This is a genomic window from Paenibacillus endoradicis, assembly GCF_024721975.1.
Window position 1 is genome coordinate 401,785 of the sequence record NZ_JANQBB010000002.1, and the last position, 20,013, is coordinate 421,797.

General features: G+C 38.5%; 6 protein-coding genes. All 6 read right to left on the reverse strand.

The window, feature by feature from the left end:
- Positions 1–73: 73 nt before the first annotated feature.
- The 6 genes from NV377_RS08005 to groES all read right to left on the reverse strand — a co-directional run bounded on the left by NV377_RS08005 (position 74) and on the right by groES (position 19,952).
- A complete protein-coding gene (locus NV377_RS08005) occupies positions 74–1,738 on the reverse strand; it encodes a clostripain-related cysteine peptidase (protein WP_258200676.1) in 1,665 nt (554 codons plus the stop codon).
- A 559-nt stretch (positions 1,739–2,297) separates the two neighbouring features.
- Positions 2,298–3,896 (reverse strand): S-layer homology domain-containing protein, encoded by a 1,599-nt coding sequence (locus NV377_RS08010; RefSeq protein WP_258200677.1) that lies wholly within the window; start codon positions 3,894–3,896, stop codon positions 2,298–2,300.
- Complete coding sequence (locus tag NV377_RS08015) at positions 3,893–9,580, reverse strand: dockerin type I domain-containing protein (protein ID WP_258200678.1); 5,688 nt, start codon at positions 9,578–9,580, stop codon at positions 3,893–3,895. Before NV377_RS08015 ends, NV377_RS08010 begins: the two co-directional genes overlap by 4 nt.
- Before the next feature lie 3 nt (positions 9,581–9,583).
- Positions 9,584–16,576 (reverse strand): hypothetical protein, encoded by a 6,993-nt coding sequence (locus NV377_RS08020; RefSeq protein ID WP_258200679.1) that lies wholly within the window; start codon positions 16,574–16,576, stop codon positions 9,584–9,586.
- 1,288 nt (positions 16,577–17,864) lie between these two features.
- On the reverse strand, positions 17,865–19,493 hold the full coding sequence (groL, locus tag NV377_RS08025; protein WP_258200680.1) for a chaperonin GroEL: 1,629 nt from the start codon (positions 19,491–19,493) through the stop codon (positions 17,865–17,867).
- Between the two features lie 177 nt (positions 19,494–19,670).
- Entirely contained in the window at positions 19,671–19,952 is a 282-nt protein-coding gene (gene groES, locus NV377_RS08030; RefSeq protein WP_258200681.1) for a co-chaperone GroES, read from the reverse strand.
- Positions 19,953–20,013 lie beyond the last annotated feature (61 nt).

Consider the following 20,013-nt stretch of genomic DNA (forward strand, 5'->3'; position numbering starts at 1 on the left):
CCACAACCATTCCGGATATTTATTCGATTCGAACATCGCCATCGCCATTTTGGACACCGATCAGCCTTTACAACTAATTTTCATTGAAAATTGTTTCTATATACTTTGAGCTAAGACCAATGGCTTTTAGCTCTTCTTTCATTTCATGTGTGTGTGCGATTTTTCTGTTAGGGACATATAAAGCCACGCCATTGCGATTTTTATAGCCTGCTGAATTTCTTACTTCGAATGCAAGTGATTGGGCTGCAGCAGTGATTTCTGATGATTTGCCCATTATATCTATAAGATCATATTGATCAAATATCCCTTCGTTTTTGCCTAATAGCTCTGATTTGTTTGCAAGGTCTGTTAGTGAGAAATTAAATTCTGTATTTTCTATTGCCTTAACCAATGATTCAGCCTGAGAAAGCTTCATCATTGACATTGTTGTTGGAATATTAGCTTCAATCCCCGAATGTAGGGTAAAGGAATCTAACATTAAACGCCCCACTCTTTCAGTGCTAATTCGTGGGTTTCGCTCCATTGCACTTATCCATGTAGTATAATATAACCCTCCTGCGGGGGTTGAATCTTCAGAAGCTATGAGATATTTGCCATGGTTTCTAAGGGCATAGGCAGTTTCAACTGTGCCCATAAGACATGCATCAAAGACGATTAAGTCGAAATACATATCTGATGCATCAATTGCCTTCGAAAGCTCCGAAACTTTCATCGTTTTTCGTTCGTTTAGCTCGTCTGCACCAAATCCGCCCATTGTACCATACCCATGGTCCCATAAAATCAGTATATAACGCTCACTTGGTGCAACGGTTTTGCCCCAAGCAAGAAAATCCCTTAGTGTTTTAGGGTCTGATGCGGCGGTTTGGATGAGGCTTTCGTGCTTTTCAAGTCGTCCATCGCTAACTTCAAAGCGTTCTGATGCTCCATCAGTCATATATTTGTTGTGATATTTGAGCGTTCCACCTGTTTGAATCAGGATTTTCGTATTTTGGTTTGGCTGACCACGAAAAATTTCTTCCAAGTCATTTGTTAGCCGCCCTTGTTGTGATTCAAGGTCAGAACCAATTGCATATATTAAAATCGTAGATGAATCAAAATTTTTATCCTGCTCCCAAAGTGATCTTGCCTCGTTTAAACTTTGCGTTGTGAAAACATCTGCTTCGCGAAGGATTTGACCTTGTGTTGCAATTTGGTTTTTGGGTCTTGTGTTTAAAACATAGCTGCTTATTTTTGCAAGAGTTCCCCGATTGAATTCGACTTCTTTTGTAAGGTCTATTCCTAAAACCATTGAGGCAAAAGAAACCGCGGTTTCATATGTAAAGTCGCCCTTTGTTTCTGAATATCCCAAAACCCTTAAAACCATTGCACAATATTGGTTTAGAGAGGTTTGTTGGTTACCGCCAAAACTATGTTCATTAATTCCGTTAACTATACCATTTGTATATGCAAACGACACATAGGGACTTTCCCAACCAGTATCATTAAATGGATTTTTGTAGGTATTTTTCTGAATGTCTTCTTCCTTCCCCCACAGACGAAGCATCATCACAAGGGCTTCTGCTCTGGTAGGCACCCTCAAAAGTTCATATCCATTCCCCGTCCCACTGAACAATCCCAAGTGGTTAAGCGCTTCTGCATATCTTGAGTTTTGTGCCGCTGCTGATGGAGTTGTTGCAAGAAGAAAGATTAAAAAAATGATTAAACTTCGGATATATTTCATCAAATTACGACCTTTCAATTTGAAAATTTCCTTCTTAAATGTAAAAAATACAAAAGGGTTATCGATACTAGTCTACCTGATATGCAGCACCTAATGGCGGTTTAGAATCTATACCTGAATGTCGATTCTGAGGGGCCTTCCCTCATCTCATGCAAAGCACGTAAAGCTGCGTATTTGCTACCGGTGATGGAACCCCGATTGTCACCTCTGCCTATACAAGAAGCAAATCCACCTGCGATTATCATGCACAAGGCATTAGGGGGTGCAACCATCCTCGTATTTACTCCCAGCCCGACTGCAACTTGGGCTGGGACAGCGCCAGAGAGAAGTATAATAACGGATACCATCTCTACATGAATTCAGCCGCTCATGATGCCGAAGCCATTTACATGCTGTTGGCTCACCAGAACATTGAGCCCTTTATTGATCTCAACAACCGTAGCAAGAAAAACTCAGCCACGGACAGCGATATTCAAATTTCACCGGCAGGCATTCAGATTTGCCCTAAAAGTTCACAGAAAGAAACCAAACTGACAAAAAAAGTTCTAAGCCAGTTTGGTTTGTATTCATTTCTAAATTATTCTAACTCTATAAACCTTTGAAGCATTGTCGCAACTTCTGCTCTGGTTGCAAGACCAGAAGGATTGAGAGTCGAATCAGAGTTCCCCTTCATGATGCCTTTTGATACAGCCCAACTAATTGCTTCTTTGGCATAGCTAGATATTTTATTTACATCTTTGAAGTTAAGGCTTGAACTTGTGGTATGTAGATCAAACCCTTTACTCTGTGCGTATCTGTGAAGCATAACAGCAATTTGCTCACGAGTGACTGAATCATTAGGAGCAAACATTCCCTTACCATTGCCGTTTACAATTTGGTTTTGGTTTGCCCAAATAATAGGATCAGAATACCAAAGACCGCTTTGAACATCAGAGAACACATCTGTGAATTCAACATCTGGTTGATCTGCCATACGATATAATGCAGTAGCAAGCATTGCACGACTCATTTTTCCTGAGGGTGAAAATTTAGTTTCAGAAGTTCCTGTGAATAGCCCCGCATTATAAGCATACCTTACAGAAAAATAGAACCAATCGTCATGTGCTATATCTGTAAAAGGAGGTATTCTCACAAATGTAACAACTACAGTTGTGTCACGACTAATCTCTGGAATGGTATAAATGTCACGTCCTATAAATTTTTCACCGTTGATGTAGATATATTCTGTTTCATACCCTTCATCAGGAATCATTCTGATCGTTGCAGAGGTTGTTGCACGAATGGTTTGAGATTCAAAGCCATCGGCAATTTTTCCATTTCCACCTTTAACAGAAGCTTTAACAGAATAGTTAAGCTTATTGTTCGAATCATCGTCCGAGACAACCCAACGCTTCGGACCTACAATTTTTGAATTCTCAAAATTCGAAAAGGCAATGCTAAGCTTCTCTATTGCTTCTGTAATTTCCGAATCTAGAGCGTGTTCATTCTCAAAAACAGCCTCAACCTCGGCAATAACATTCCTTAAATTTTGAGCGGATTTTGTTGAATACCAAAAATCCGGGCTATATATTGTTTTGGGATTATCCGCGATAATTACTGAAGCAAGATAAGATTTTGCAGCAACAATGTCTTCATATAGTGATGACTTTGAGGCTTCCTTAATTCCAGTGCCCACAATGATTTGCACATCTTCAAACGGTGTAATATACCGCTGTGTCGCATCTTTATTGGTTACAATGAAGCTGCCTAAAGAAAAGCTTAAAGTTCCGTTGTTTCTAGCTTGGAAAACAGCGGTTCCAATATTGTGAAGCATTGAATCATCTTTTCCGTTGGCGGTCATATCGAGAAATACATAGTTGATGACACCATCCGAATATTTCATTGAAATGTCCTTTTCCATATTGACACTAGTGTTTTTTAGAACATAAGAATCAAACTGTAGCTTGCCTTGAAAGCCATATACCGGTGCTTTACCAGCACCAGTATATGCAAGACTTAGTTTCACAAATATTTCCTCTCCAACGTCAAACGATGATTTTGGAGAACCAGAGCTGTCAGTTACTGTGATATTAACACGATAACTAAGGTCAGCAGCATCGTTTGCCCCATAGACATATGATGGTAAAACAGCTACTAGAAGTAGCATACACAACATCATTTTCAATTGTTTCATCATCTTCTCAGTGCCTCCATTAGTATGAGTTGTGCGTCTACAATGTCAACAATACCATCACCGTTTTTATCCGATCTCATCCAGTTTTCTGATGAGCTAAAGCCATTGTAGACATTATTTAATAGAGCTTCTATGGTTGCTAAAACGTCAGTCCTATCTACTGCCCCACTACCATTGGTGTCTCCACGAAGAAGATTAGGAGATTTCACTGTTGGTTCAAAAACAAGGTTCGCTGTTAATTGCTCACCAGAGACAAGTTCTCTTGAAGAACCAATATATGCTTTCTTAAGGTTGTCATACAAGAGAGTTTGTTGATTGCCTCCAATCACAACTGTTGCTTTACCCATATTTATCTCAGTATATATGGTGAACAACGAGAATCCTTGTGACTGCCTGACTTCATAACGATATCCAAGATCTTTTACACTAATGTTGATCACGTCTGACAGTTCTTTATAGACAATTTCCCCATTCTCACCTTCAAAAGCAGAAAGTCTGTAACTAACCTTGATTGTCGTTTCACCTGGAGCCAAAGCTTCGATTGTCCCATCCTGTGAAAGCTTGATAATGTTCTGATTATATAGAACATGCCACACAACATCTTCTTCTCTTAACTCGGTTTCGCCTATTGTGCGAAGAGCCTTAACAGAAAGTACTGTTTTCCCGCCTATTCCAAGCTCGATAGCATCAGGTTGATTGGCGGAGTTTTCAAGGTCAGATATTAGTTTAATGCTCTCAAACTCTGACAATTCACGATTCACAAGATAAATTGGAACAACCGTTTCGTTTCCAGCTTCATCCACTGCTTTAAGCAGTAAGGTTTGGCTTGGTTCTTGACTTGAAGTCTTACGATGAACTTGGAATGTTCCGTCTGAACTTTTCACAATACCTTCTGAACTACCATCTAAAGTTAATGATGCAGATACCTCTGTTAGACCGTGGAAGCTATAGCTTGAGTTCGCACTAACAAAAACAACTTGATTGCTGACGGTATTTTCAACTTTATCCTTATCAAGGCTTGGTTGAATTTCTTCACCTAGAAGTAATGTGGGTGCACTTGTATCAACAGTAACACCTATTGCTCCTGATGATCTGCTACCTTGAATGGTGTCACGATTTTCGCCAATCGCAATAAAGTCAACCAAATTCGCACCGTCTTCAACTGTTTCTTCAAATGACCAGACCGTCTTAAATTCCTCAGGCGTGTTCTTATCCTCTTGATTAATATTCAAGGTCATTTTAACTGGTCTATCGAAAGTGTACTTTGCCTCTAATTTATTAGTTCTTAAATAATAACGTTCTTTTGATTTGTCAATATTTGTTTCAACACTTACAAGCTTAGGTTTATCCACTGAAGGCATAACAAAGCTTTTCGATGCTGCAACCTCAGTAGAGCTATAATATTCCGTATGATTAAGTGGAGACTCGACAATTCTAACCGCTTTAGCTTTAATAGAATAAGTCTTACCTGCCTGTAATAAAGGGTTGTTCCCTTCGTCTAACGGTTTTAGAATAATTTCACTGCCCACAGGAAACTGACCAAAGGAACTCTCAACCTCAACCCCGTGCTCATCTTCGATTGCCACAAAATAATGTGTTGCAGTTTTGTCACTTCCAGTTATTTCAGCTTTCACATAGCCATTACCATTGTAGACCGCAGATACTGACTTAGGTCTTTGTGGAAGCAATGGATTTGTAAAAGTGAATGGAGATGAAGTGATTTTCTTACTCATTCCACCTAGATTGTTAACAAGCATTGCAACAACATAATAATTCCCTTCAGGGAAAGACTCAGGAAGTGTAAATACATGAGAACCTGATTTAATTTTATCTAGCTCAAGATTACCAATACTAATTAATGATGAAGTATCTTGAGTGTTATCAGATTCTATTGTTTGCATAATGGATGGGTCTTTTGTGACATAGACATTAACTGCCCCTGAATATGCACTTTGCCCGTCAGTTGTCCAAGAAACATTAATCTCACGGCTCGTATTTTTGCTATGAGAAGCACTAATACCTGTAAGCTCTGGTATATTTTCAACACTGTTTACTTCAAAGTTGTCGATATAAACATCTGCTGTTGTCACAGAAACTGACCAATTACCAGCAACAATAAGAGCTGGATCAGTGATTGTAACATACAAATAATTTTTACCATCCATAGATTGAACAAGATAGTTTCCATTTCCGTTATTATCGTCTTCAACCATTGTCAATCTTTTTCCAGCTGGATTAGTGACTATGATTTCAGATGTAGAAGGTTTGACATGTCCACGAAGTGGGATTTCAAAAAGAAGTGAATCTTTCGATGCTGGGATAACTTCTTTAGTAATTCCATTTCCTGCTCGAGTATTAGCTATTGTCATTGTAGTGAGCCTTCTCATATTCGTTCCATATAACGCAGTGGTTGGCACAAGATTGCCGTTCGCGTCTAGCTCTTCCGAGTGAACATAGTGTACAGCTCCTCCTCTAGAAGAGAGATCGATGGAACCACCAAAGTTTAGATCACCATCCCAATAATATATAAAGCCAAACTTAATTCCAATTACTTTAATGTTTGCACCAATAAAGTCAGATGAAACAGCTGCCTCAATTCCTCCAATTTCCTTTCCCCCTATTATTGGGACTGAAGTTGGAATATAGAATCCTGCGTAAACATAACCATAGAAATAATCTTCAGTAATTTTAATCGTTATACCACCACGAACCGCCCCAGCGTGAATGCTAATGTTACCATAGGCATTTAGCTGAAATGGTGATATCCATTGAACATTCATTCCCGCTTGAAGATTAAGCAATCTTCCATCTTCGTCTTTTTTCAACCGACCAGAACCTTCAATACTAAGACCGGATAGTTTTGCTTCTAGCTTGAAGTCACCTACAATAACTAGGTTAATTAATAACCTTGTTTGAAGATGAAGTGTAATTGGTGGAAGTTTGCCGTCTGGTGATCCAGAAACTGTCTCTGCAAGGTTTCCGATCCCTCCACCAAGCCCTGTCATAAATACATATGGTGCAACGATAGGAACTTTCGAAGTTTTACTTGCTATAAAGAATGTAAGTTCGTCAAGCATGACAGCTGGAATATCGTTAATAGGAACCTCTTTAAATGCCAGGGAACCTTCCACTTCTAGCATTGTGAGAGAAATTCCGTAATCTAATTTATAGATACCATCAATTGTATTAATTGTTACTTCTGCCATAGCACCAACTTCATTTCCTACTAATGGACCTAGTATATCTTCCGGTAGGGCTACAGCTAGTGTAGTATTGACGCCAATAAAACCAATTTTCTCATCTTTACTGCCATAGAGGATATCACTAATTTCTGCAGTTAGTGAGCCCTTGTAGTCATAATGTTCTTCATTCTTGTTCTCATCTGCTGCTTTTAAAGGCATTGAGATCTTTCCACCAAAGCTAATTCCGAAGTCATCTTCATCTTGAGTCATGACACCGTACTTTATATTGATTAAAAATCCTGCAATATTTTGAAGCATAGAACCAGCATCTCCAAATTGTAGTTCTAATGCTTTAGCCTCATTCTCGGAAACAGCCTCACGGTCCAAGCTGTATTTCACTCCATTTTGGGCTTCATAAAACCACTTATTATGCCAAATATTAATAGAGTTTATTACTTTTATTGTGCCATCGCCTTCTAATTTTGCACCATTGTCGTTAACTGTCATCTTAAGTGCATTGTTGCTGTCATATGTCAAGATGTTATTAATAGTAATATCGCCATCGGCTTTACTAGCAGAGTAATATCTCTCTTTACCAGTACCCATTAACCTAACTTTTCCACGAACTGTCAATAGAATTTCTGTTTCATCTTCTTCATATTTTATGTCATTATGAATAATACCATTTCTTGTGACGTCACCAGAAATAAATTTTTTCATTATATCTTCGTTTTCAAAACTAATATAATCGTATAACTGCCTATGATTAGAAGAGTCTGTTATTCGAACTAGCGAAACAATACCGTAGCTTGCACTTTTATCCTTCAGATTATTTGTCACATCTAGTTTAGTTGTTGAAATAATCTTTGCACTAAACGCATCGATTAGCTGTTGATTTGTAAATCTAAATTCAATGTTATATTTTCCAACTGCCAAATTTTCATTAGTTGAAAACGAAAGCGCTTGACCCTCTTCAACAAAACTTATTTTCCTTTTGTCAATTAATGTAGTTCCACCGCTTGCTTCAGAAACAAGATAAAGATCCCATCCATCAATTCCTGTAATTGCTTGTTCCAAAACTTCCATATCACCGGAAACGGTGATATTTTTGTCTCCTTCATAATATACTGCCGCAGGGAAAATATGCTTCATTGAAACTTTAGGAAGTTCACCTTCAACTGCTGGAATTAATATATTTGTATTCGCACTATATTCAACCAGTTTATGTGTGCTAGAATCAATAATTTCTGTTGCATTTAACGAAACTATCAATCGCTTTGCGGTAATCATAGATTGTTTCTTTGCGATAATTTCTATATTTGGAATGTCAAATACAGTACCAACGTTTAAACCACCAGAAATTTTCATCGTATATTCTCTTGTATTCGTTGCTGCAAAAGTAAGTCCCTCATCGAGAGTAAGGATTACAACTGGTTCTATAAGCTCTTTAGCTCCCGAAACACTGTTGTCAATTGTTACAGTTGCTTTGAATTTGCCATCGTTAAGATATCCATTTTTGTCTTTATTCAGTTGAACTTTATCTGTCTGGATACCGATTGATACATTCTTTTCTTGTGTCTGATCAGAAAAGTTACCGATACCATATAGCATTTCAGAAATTCTTACTTTACCTGGCTCAATTGGTTTTTCGCTCCAATAATAAGCTGTTGCAGTATCGGGTACTAAATATTTGTTTGAATAGTTAGTAAAGTCGACGTTAGGGTTGGGTGTATAATCGTATCTTGTGTTTGCAAGATTAACCCAGTGTCCAACAATAACTTTATCAACATTTACGTCATTGTTACCACTCCAGCCAGACAAAAGGGCATAAGCCATTTTGTCTGAAGCTGAAAGAGAATCCACATATCTAATTTGTTGCGGCAGGTTTTCACCGCTATATTCTGTTTCCACGATTGTCGGTTGTGTTCGGTTAACGAGAACATGAGGTGCATCAATTTCTGAACCAAGCGCGTTATCTAGAAGAAGACGAATACCCACTGTTCCCGCTTTGGTATTATTATTTTTCACGTCATATGAAATACCAATGTTTCCAACCAATGGGTTGTTGGGGTCAATAGAAATTGATACCTTTTGTGTAATGGTATAACCCTTGATGTCCCATGCAACTGTTAAAAGTCTGTTTTGCTCAGAAACGACCGGTTCATGAAGTTTGGTATCTATTCCAAACCATCCATATTCCTGACCGAAAATATAATCTTTTCCGTCGATACGAACTGTTGTAAATGATGTTCCATTGCTTCTTGCCGCATCTTCCTTATAGAGAAGCGGAAGATTGTTGTCGAAAGCTTTTTGTGGATGACCATCAACGGTTTCGATAGAAAACCCACCCGTTTTTGAATTGATAGAATATTTCATAAAGTCGTTTGCAATTGAATAATTCGCACTGTTAGCTTCTGCACTCACTGGGAAACTTGCAAAAGTGAATAGAATCGCTAGAAAAAGGGTCACAGCTATGCCGCGTTTTAATCTACTATAGATAATCATTGCCTATTTCCCTCCTTTGTTTGAAACATATACAGAAATGTTGAAATAGTCACGTTTATCCGTTTGGATATATACGGTATACCAACCCTCTGAGACATTATCAAGTGTATACACTCCGTTTTTCTCCCGAAGGACAGTTCCTTTTGTTTTCATTTGACCTTGTGTTAATATGCCTTTTTCATAACGTGCATACGAAATTCCAGCAAAGTTTTTCAGTGAAATTTCTACTTTGTTTCCAATCACCGTTGCAACATTGGAACTGTCAGGCATTACTCCGTTAACAAGCGCTATTGTGTCATAAAGACCTACAAGACGAACTGTGCGACGAATTGTAGTTTGATTTCCTGCATCATCTCTTACTGTATAGTCTATATAGTAAGGGTTTGAGCGATTAAATTCATTCGCTGAGATATTGTTAGGATTAAATTCTCGCCCGCCTACACCATAGCTGATGGTAACTCGGTTAGTTAAATCAGCCTTTTTATTTGCAACCATATCCCACGCTTCAAAGTCGAGCAACTTAGACTTATCATAAGCAATTGAAGCATCTTTTTGAGGTGTCATTCCTTCGATGAAGATTAGCTCTTCACCATTTTTAAGTTTTAACTCAGGAGGTGTTTTGTCGATGAGACCAATGTTAACACCATACGAATTATGCTCCCCTGTTCTTCCTTGAAGATTAAATACATAAAGTCCATTGTTGCTATAGTTCATTGACTTATCTAATTCCCAAACGTCGTTTCCGCCAACGAATTTAGCATCTTTATCAGTGATTACAGTGACGTTGACATCTTGGTTTGTTATTGGGTTTTTATCAGTTCCGACAATATAACCTTCTTCTTTTCCAGATGTGTCAACTCCGACATTAATCTTGTTTTGATAATCTTGTTCTATCCACTGACCAGCTTGGTTTTTCACAAGATATTTATATGACCAACGAATTTCTTTAATCTTTGGTGCTCCTACTTCAATTCCTTCAATCGTTAGCAGAATTTTTTGTGTTAATCCTGTTTTGTCTCTAACTTGAAAGACGTGCTCCCCATTCGTTTTAACGTTGATGACAGTATCTTTATAAGACACCACATCACCATCTTCATTTTTAACCTCTGTTGAAAGTACATATTCATATCCACGATAAGAAACGGTAAGGTCTTCTATATTTCTAAGAATGTCTAGCGGGACGCCATCACTGTCACGAATTTGGTCAAATAACACATTAACACTCAACTTATCTTTGGCTAATGTTGCAGTTGCGCTAACTTGCGGTGGTGTAGATACAATATTTGAAATTGTAATAATTTCATGACCTTCGTTACCATAGTCATCAACAAAGAACATAGTAACTGTACCATTTTTTCTAAGGCGAACAGCTTTGGTTCCAGGGATATGAACGATGTCGGTATAGGTTAAGCTTCCAATCGGTTCAACACCTGTGACCTTAATTGTTTTGATATCTTTGCTAAACTGCGTCAACTCAACATTTACACTTTGTGTAGTAATTTCAGTTGGTAGTGTGCTGTACGTCCTTGCAGTTGCAATTGGCACTACTTTGTTAATATTTGAAACTGTGATTGGAGTAGTCCACTTGTTTCCTGCGTAGTCATAAGCTGTAACATAATAAATTCCTGAGCTATCAAGTTCAACGACATATTCATTTTCAAGTGGCTCACCTTTGAATGGATAAACTACATCGCCCTTCTTGACCTCTGCAAATGATATTTCACCTGAATCATCAGTGAATGTAATCGTTGCATATATATTTTGATTCGTCTTGGATGTGTTTGATAACACATAAGATGTTTGACCTATTGTGTTGTCAAAATGCTTATAGCTAACTGTACGAGAATTTGTGTTTCCTGATTGATCTCTAAACTCAAATGTGAATGAATTAACATCTTCAGTTAGAGTCCTTGAAAAGGAAGCGTTGTTGTTAGTCATTGATAGAGTTTTTCCGCCACCGATAGGCTTAACGGTTGCCATTACTCTTCTATAAGCCTTTCCTTCTTGAACTGGAACCCAATTCCCTAGATAGTTTTCGTAGGTGTATTCTACTTTGTAGTGTACGTCTTCTGTAATTGGCGTTTTATCAATATTTGAAACTGTAACTGGTACGGTCGTTTCCATTCCCGCTTTATTAGTCACTTTGAAATATACCGTTGCATTGTGCTCAAATCTTTCAGTATGAGATGCAATGGAGTCAATTTGGGTAAAGCTTTTGCCGTCATAAGAACGTTCAAGCTTTAAAATTCCGCTTTCCGGGTCAGATATCGAAAGCCTTGCATTCACAGTTTGGTTTGTTGGCTCAGTATTTGAATATTCCACACTAGCAACTGGTGCAGTTTCGTCAACTACTGAGATGGCAACATACGCAGCTTCCATCCGATCAGCTTCAACTCCTTCTGTTGTATAGACCTCGAAGTAAGCTGATTTTGTTGTCTTCCCATCTCTTAGCGCTTCAAATACAAGCTTGGAATAAGCGGTTCTTCCTGCTTCTGCTCCCTCTGCTTCTGTTTCTGTTCCTTCTGCTTCTGTTTCTGCTCCTGCTCCTTCTGCTTCTGTTTCTGCTCCTGCTTCTGCTTCTGCTTCTGCTTCTGCTTCTGCTTCTGCTTCTGCTTCTGCTTCTGCTTCTGCTTCTTCATTTTCTTCCTCTGTAAATGAGTGGGCAAGAACACTTAGCTCCGTATTTAGCTCTAATCCAGACAACACTGCATTTTCAACAAAGAAATATTGCCCAGAATATTTAGGATTTGGAACAATAACATAGTAAAGCTTATCGCTTTCCTTATAGGATATAAATCCTCCATTTTGGATAGATGTTCCATTTTTCTCCACATTCCCTGTAATCTCAAATCCTTCAATGAATTCAACATCAGGTGTGAATTTTACAACACTATCCCTTCCAGCCTCATCCTGAATATATAGACTAATTTCATTATTGTTTTGAATAACAAGATCATAGTCCATCACATAGTCAACAGATGTTGTTAAAAGCCCTGTATAAAGATGATTCGACCTTGCCATTTCATTCACCTTATTCCCCTCAATTGGTGCATTAGGCATGACCGTTACCGGAACATTAAATGAAACAGTAACAGTTGAGGTCGTTTTTGATATTGCAGGGTTTGCGCTAACACCTACAATTGATGCTTCCGCATCCACCAGGTTCAGTTTTGAGTCAAAGAATACTTTTTCAGTAATATTTCCTGAATTGTCGACAGCTTTGATTCCAATTGCATAGTTTCCACTAAGCCCTTTCAAGTCAATGGTATACGTTTTCTGTTTGTTCCCTTCGCCATTCACGATTGGCTGACTACTTTGCAATGTCACTGAGTTACTCGTATTAAATAGCACATAGTCTTCTTCTGTAAGAATATGGTTTGCTGTTGGATCTTTAATAAGTGCGAATGAAACGGTTGTGTCACTCTTGTCTGAAACATCGACTGTGATAAGACCATCTTGTCTTGCTCCATTTGTTACGATTTCACTTGATGCAATTGCAGTCGGAGCTACCTTGTCAATATTCGAAACTGAAATAGGAACATAAACACTATTACCAAGCTCGTCAGATAGTACTAGGTTTGTAGCAATATTTTCACTAATAGTTACTGTGAATGCACCGTTTGTATATGGAGAAATTGTGATTTTGTCCCGATATTCTGGTGCAACTGTTAGTTTAGAAATTCCTGTGCCTACATCATTTGCTACTATTGTTGCGGTTACTGATGAGTTTGTTGGCTGAATTGTGCTATAGTCTGGCAATTCAAAAGTTGGTGCTGTGCTATCATATAAGATTTTGATAGGTCTTATTTCTGTTAAAAACTCTGGTCTTTCGTCAGCCGGATAATTGATGAGTCCAAACTGTAAATAGATTGTGTTGACACCCTCTTGAAGCGCAATAGGCGTGTCAAGTGCAAATTGATAATCCCCCCCAGAGTTATTAAGTGCTGAAAACTCTGATACTACAACTCCACTATCTGTTGGCATTCCATCAGTTGTTGCATAATATACCGGCTTTTGATATTTCGTTGTGCTCTGAAGAGTCCAAGCTACATGAGGTTCTCTCAATGTAGCAGAGATAGTATATGACCCATCTTTTGTTGCACCCATTCCGTTTATAGTCTTTGGCAGAGTATGTCCTAATTTCTGAATTGTTGCAGGTCCTGACCTCATCCCAAAGTACGGGGAAATCTTTTTACTTTCTTTACTATGAAGATCTTTTGTAACAACAACAATGCTATAAGCACCTGAAGGAAGTCCAGTTATTGTCAAGGTTTGATCAACTTCAAATATACCTTCACTGTTTGGTGTCAGTGTCAATGGATAATTTGGCGTATATTCAATCTTGATGTCCGTGTCTGGTTTAGCTAAATAGTAATGTGCACTTGCAATACCGCTTGCATCTGTCACTTTAACTTTAAACTGATGTGTTGACTTAAAATGATCATGTTGATTTCCAACAATATAACTAATCTCCGGGGATTTGTTATCATAAGTGAACTCTCGAGAAAATTCTGATGAGTTGCCAGAGCGTTTATCTCTAACTCGGTATTCAAGTATATATTTTCCATCCATCGTAACTTGAGTGCCGCTACTATTAAGTTTATCGGCTACACCAACATCATGGCTTGCATCATAGACAGTAAAGTTTTGTGTGAAGCTTTTTCCATTACTAGTATGAGAGACCCATCTATAACTTGTTTCGATATTTGGATTACTTACATCGAATGTGATATCAAAACGTTGCTTTGGAGTACCCGAATCCTTTGTAATAAGAGTATCAGTAACAGAACCATTAAAGATCTGCACTGTTTTTGTGTAATAATCTGACACTTGCTCGTTTCTTGAATCGTTTCCTAATGAGTCCACAGTGAAAGAATAGAGAGTTCCGTCAAAACTATCACCTTTTGGAATAGATAATATAGCAGTAGTACTTTCACCTTTAGAATCTACAAATGCCCACATGCCTTGAATTGAAGAAATTTCTTGTGATGCAAGTTTAATTTCATCAATTGGAGTATTAGGTGGCGAAGCAGTACCGTTCATAAAAGTATAATAAGTTCTAGACCAACCGCCATTACTTTGTTGATAATCGTTCATTTCAAATCTATAATCATTTCTTTTACGAGACTGCGCATCTTGCGGCTGTACAGTTTCGTGAATGGTTACACGCGGAGCCTGGTTATCTAGTTTAATATTTTCAATTTCTTCATATCCGGCAGCTCCGCCTAGTGGATTGTCAGCTTTATCCCATCCATACAATCGAAGCTTGAATTCGCCTTCTGTAAGATCAATAGGACGTAGGTTTATACTAACTCCTTTTAACACTTGCGTACTAATAGGTGCTGTAACTTTAGTTGCGCTTCCTGTACCGTCAAAGTTTGTTATCCTTGTCATCGTCGGTTCATAGACATCACCGTTTTTCTTGTACAGCTCATATTTAAAATAGTTTTGATTATCAATGGTGTGGGCGACATTTCCCTCTGGGTAGAGTGTTTCGCTAGCTACCATATAAAATTGATGCATTTTTTTAACGTTATTTTGAATTGAATTTTGTCCTGTTAGATCCAGTCCATTTTCGTCGGTAACTCTTATGGTTGGTGTTTTTGTATCAACTTTATGAGTTGAAAAATAAAAACTTTGTGATGTTTTTGATTCTGGTGTTGGATTTTCCAAATGATATGGTTGTCTATTATTATTTTTCATTAAATAGGTAGACACATTATTAAGTTGTAGTCTTATCCCCTCACTCTCAACTTCGCTAACATCCATTGATACTTTCCCAGTAAACTGAAGCGTGCCATTTGGTTTACCATCCGCTCCTAATAGTTTCGTCATGGTAAGATTAGCAATTGGTGTTGCAGTACTGTTTCCAAGATATAACACTGATGTTGCATCGAAATTAGTTATAAGTTCCTCTTTAATTTCTTTTGTCATATTTTTTTTATGAATTGAAATTGCATCAACTGTAATATTAACATCTGTTAAATTTCGATTTAGATATCGATGATCAGTTGCATGCGAGAAGGTAGCTGTTTGAGAAATATTTTCGTTGCCTAAGTCAAATATGCTACGATAAAAAGTATAAATAACATCTTTATAGTAGTAATCTACTCCACCTATTTTTATAGTTAAATACGTTTTAACTTGGGGATTACCTGAAACGGTGTGAGCAAAAGTCCCATCAAGACTTTCAGCGTTGGTAGACTGGGCAAGAAGCGCCACTCTATAGGTTAGCGAAATCTCTGCTTTGTCCTGTGCAACCATTGCATCGTGAAGCTTTTTACGGTCAATATCCAACTTGAAATTTTTTGTTTTTGTTGGCTCTTGAAATGTTAACCAATCTCGGCCTACAGAGTCGTCCGAAAGTGTATAATTAACAACAGGAGCATCTTCATATTGCATAACGTCATAGTGACCATATTGATCCCTAACTTTTTTGTCCCACTCTTTTATTTCAGAACCAGTCGAAGTCGCATCTAGATATAACTCTCCTCCACCATTATCGACGCCACCTATATCTGTGAATTTTCTTTTTGTTACGTCGGAAATGTCACGATATTGTCTGCCATAGCCTTTTGTCCACGTGTTTAGTCGAATAGTCTTCGCCTGTGTTGGATTTATGCTCCCATCAATCTGAGGAAGCCACAGAACCACAGATTCAACATACCAGTCATCAGTTCCCACCAACCAAAAAACAAATTCATTCATTCTCCATGGTGGAATGTTTTGTATTTTAAATGGATATTGCGCATCAGAACCCGGCTCAAAGTCGTCGCCAGGTCCGTCAATATACGCTGTATGGTCAGAGCTTTCTCCTGTTTCATAGGTACTTAAGCCCATGTAAACATCATCGTCAGTTCCGGTGGTGTCGCCCGGCAACGTTTTCACACCGAACACATAATTGTACGCGGTTGGCACATTTGCAGAAACAGGTACTACTGATATTGCTGATATTAAAACTGAAAATGCTAGTATCATACTTAAAATCTTCTTCATAAAATACCTCCTCGTATAATCGTACTTGTGAGATTTTCCTTTTTTTTCATTGCATCCACTTTTGAGCGCTCCCTCGAAGTGAAAACGTTTCCTTTCCTGTTCCGTTATATATACCGTTCTTCTGTGCATATTCTACTGCTTCGTAAAACCAATTCGATAGACTTCTAGCCTCAGCATGATTAGACTCATTGGCTGCTACTACCCTCTGCTATCTTTTTGAGCCTCCTTGCCGGCATTAAATCAAAATAAGCTACTACTAGTCACTCTTAGATATATGGAAGTATTCTATCAGATTTTGTCGATATTTTTAGAAATGTAAAGAAAACTTTAAGTTACGATTCACATTATAATCCATATGGCAATGACTTCCTTATTTTAGTCTTCCACTAACAGTAGAAAGAAGTAGTAAAGCAAGTAGCTCTCGAGCTAATCTATGCTGCTGTGGCTTCAGGACAATGAGCTTGCATATGATTTCCCTTCGAGGGCACAGTCAGCTTATTGGGCATTTGGGGATATCAGATGAATGTCGGGGGATATCCGAAGTATTGAAGAGGTACAAAGGGAAATGAATCGTACATCGACAACATAAGTAATGTACCGATCGTTATGTTCTCGTATAGAACGAGTAATCCTCCGAAGAAATAAAGCATGAACTTCTTGAGAAACTCGCCCTTTATCTTCGGCAATACTAACACCCTTGCTATCCAATAATTAATCCATCTTGCATTAAATTGAACGTAAAAAATGTATAAAACAGTTACAGGATATTTAAGCATAAAAAAAGCCCACTAGAGAAAATCTCTAATGGGTGGTTAGTCAGATTTCCACTACGGAGCGCATATCGGAAGCGGACGAGCTTATGCAGAAGCCGCTAAGACTGCGCGTGAAATCGAATTAGAAAAAGAAATTGGTTCATGAGCTCGCCGACCAGCAAGGATCGGATACCGAATTAACGGGTGAACAGACCAAAATACAATGGAGTCCTGTCTTTGCGTCACAGCACTAACAACAGCAGATAATACACACCAATCTAAGGAAAATGTGCGCAACATAGATGATGGTCAGCGCAATGCATAATAAATAGGCTTCTCACAAGGTTCGAATTGAACTCGTGAAAAGCCTATTTTTAATTCGATATGGTCAATTCGAGTTTCTCCGAAGAGAAAGCCTTGCCCCATATGACTTCACAGTCTAGATTACCGCATAGAGCGTTTTGTGCTCCAACGGCGATGAATTCTACCGCTGAATCGCGGTCACTCCTCCTCGATTTACATCAAAGAAGAATTCATTACATCATGCCGCCCATGCCACCCATACCGCCCATATCAGGCATAGCAGGTTTATTCGGCTCAGGCTTCTCAGCTACTACAGCTTCAGTTGTTAGGAACATAGCTGCAACAGATGCTGCGTTTTGAAGAGCAGAACGAGTTACTTTAGCAGGGTCAACGATACCCGCTTCGAACATGTTCACCCATTCGCCAGTAGCTGCATTGTAACCAATACCTACTTTTTCGTTTTTCAAGCGTTCTACGATTACAGAACCTTCTTGACCAGCGTTAGCTGCGATTGTACGAACTGGCTCTTCTAGAGCACGAAGTACAATGTTAACACCTGTTTGCTCGTCGCCGAATGCTTCTACAGCCGCTACTGCGTTATATACGTTAACAAGCGCTGTACCACCACCAGATACGATACCTTCTTCTACTGCTGCGCGAGTAGAGTTCAAAGCATCTTCGATGCGAAGTTTACGCTCTTTCAATTCAGTTTCAGTCGCTGCACCAACTTTGATTACAGCTACGCCACCAGCTAATTTAGCTAGACGCTCTTGAAGTTTTTCTTTGTCAAACTCAGAAGTTGTATCTTCTAGTTGAGCTTTGATTTGGCTAACACGTGCTTTAATATCAGCAGAGTTACCAGCACCATCAACGATGATTGTATTTTCTTTTGTAATGCGAACTTGACGAGCAGAACCAAGTGCATCTACATCAGTAGTTTTCAAGTCAAGACCAAGTTCTTCTGTAACAACTTGACCACCAGTTAGAGCTGCGATATCTTGAAGCATTGCTTTACGACGGTCACCAAAGCCAGGAGCTTTAACCGCTACGCAAGTGAATGTTCCACGAAGTTTGTTCACAACTAGAGTAGCTTGTGCTTCACCTTCAACATCTTCAGCGATAATAAGAAGTTGTTTACCTGATTGAACAACTTTCTCAAGTACTGGAAGAATTTCTTGAATGTTAGTAATTTTTTTGTCAGTGATCAAGATATATGGATTGTCTAGAATAGCTTCCATTTTATCTGTATCAGTGATCATGTATGGAGAAATGTATCCACGATCGAATTGCATACCTTCTACAACTTCAAGTTCAGTTGCGAAGCCTTTTGATTCTTCAACCGTAATAACACCGTCATTACCTACTTTTTCCATAGCTTCAGCGATCAATTCGCCAACTTCTTCATCAGCAGATGAAATAGCAGCAACTTGTGCAATCGATTGTTTGCCTTCGATTGGCTTAGAAATAGCTTTAAGTTCAACTAGAGCAGCTTTAACCGCTTTGTCGATACCTTTACGGATAACCATTGGGTTAGCACCAGCAGTTACGTTTTTAAGACCTTCACGAATCATAGCTTGAGCTAGAACTGTTGCAGTTGTAGTACCGTCACCAGCGATATCGTTAGTTTTAGTAGCTACTTCTTTAACTAGTTGAGCACCCATGTTCTCGAATGCATCTTCAAGTTCGATTTCTTTAGCGATAGAAACACCATCATTAGTGATTAGTGGGCTACCGAATTTTTTCTCAAGAACTACGTTACGTCCTTTTGGTCCAAGAGTTACTTTAACTGCATTAGCAAGTGCATCTACACCGCGAAGCATAGAGCGACGAGCGTCTTCACTAAATTTAATTTCTTTAGCCATGATTAAGTCCTCCTAAAATTTTTTATGATCTATTCTTGAGTTACTGCCTGCGAATAAAAATTCGCCTCTAAAGCATACGCTACTTTTGTTGTCTTCTCGACGAACTTCTTGCAAATCAAAAGTTACATCGGAAGCATAAGCAATTTTGGTTTGTTGTATGTGTATTTGATCGCGAGCCTATTCGAAGATCGCGTGTATGTCGCTTTCTTTCATGATCAAGTATTCTTTACCATCATACTTGATTTCAGTACCAGCATATTTAGAGAACAGAACGCGGTCGCCTTCTTTAACTTCCAAAGCAACACGAACGCCATCTTTAAGCACGCCACTTCCTACAGCGATAACTTTACCCTCTTGTGGTTTTTCTTTAGCCGTATCTGGCAATACAATACCACTAGCTGTTGTTACTTCTTGTGCAATTGGTTCAACCAATACTCGTTCACCCAAAGGTTTAATCATTGAAAAAAGCCTCCTTATATGAATGGTTCAATTTAATTTCATTTTAGCACTCGATCACTGA

Bases quoted from the DNA above. Each gene is read 5' to 3' on its own strand.
- NV377_RS08010 (WP_258200677.1), bottom strand. From the start codon at position 3,896: ATGATGAAACAATTGAAAATGATGTTGTGTATGCTACTTCTAGTAGCT.
- NV377_RS08015 (WP_258200678.1), bottom strand. From the start codon at position 9,580: ATGATTATCTATAGTAGATTAAAACGCGGCATAGCTGTGACCCTTTTT.
- groL (WP_258200680.1), bottom strand. From the start codon at position 19,493: ATGGCTAAAGAAATTAAATTTAGTGAAGACGCTCGTCGCTCTATGCTT.
- groES (WP_258200681.1), bottom strand. From the start codon at position 19,952: ATGATTAAACCTTTGGGTGAACGAGTATTGGTTGAACCAATTGCACAA.
- NV377_RS08020 (WP_258200679.1), bottom strand. From the start codon at position 16,576: ATGAAGAAGATTTTAAGTATGATACTAGCATTTTCAGTTTTAATATCA.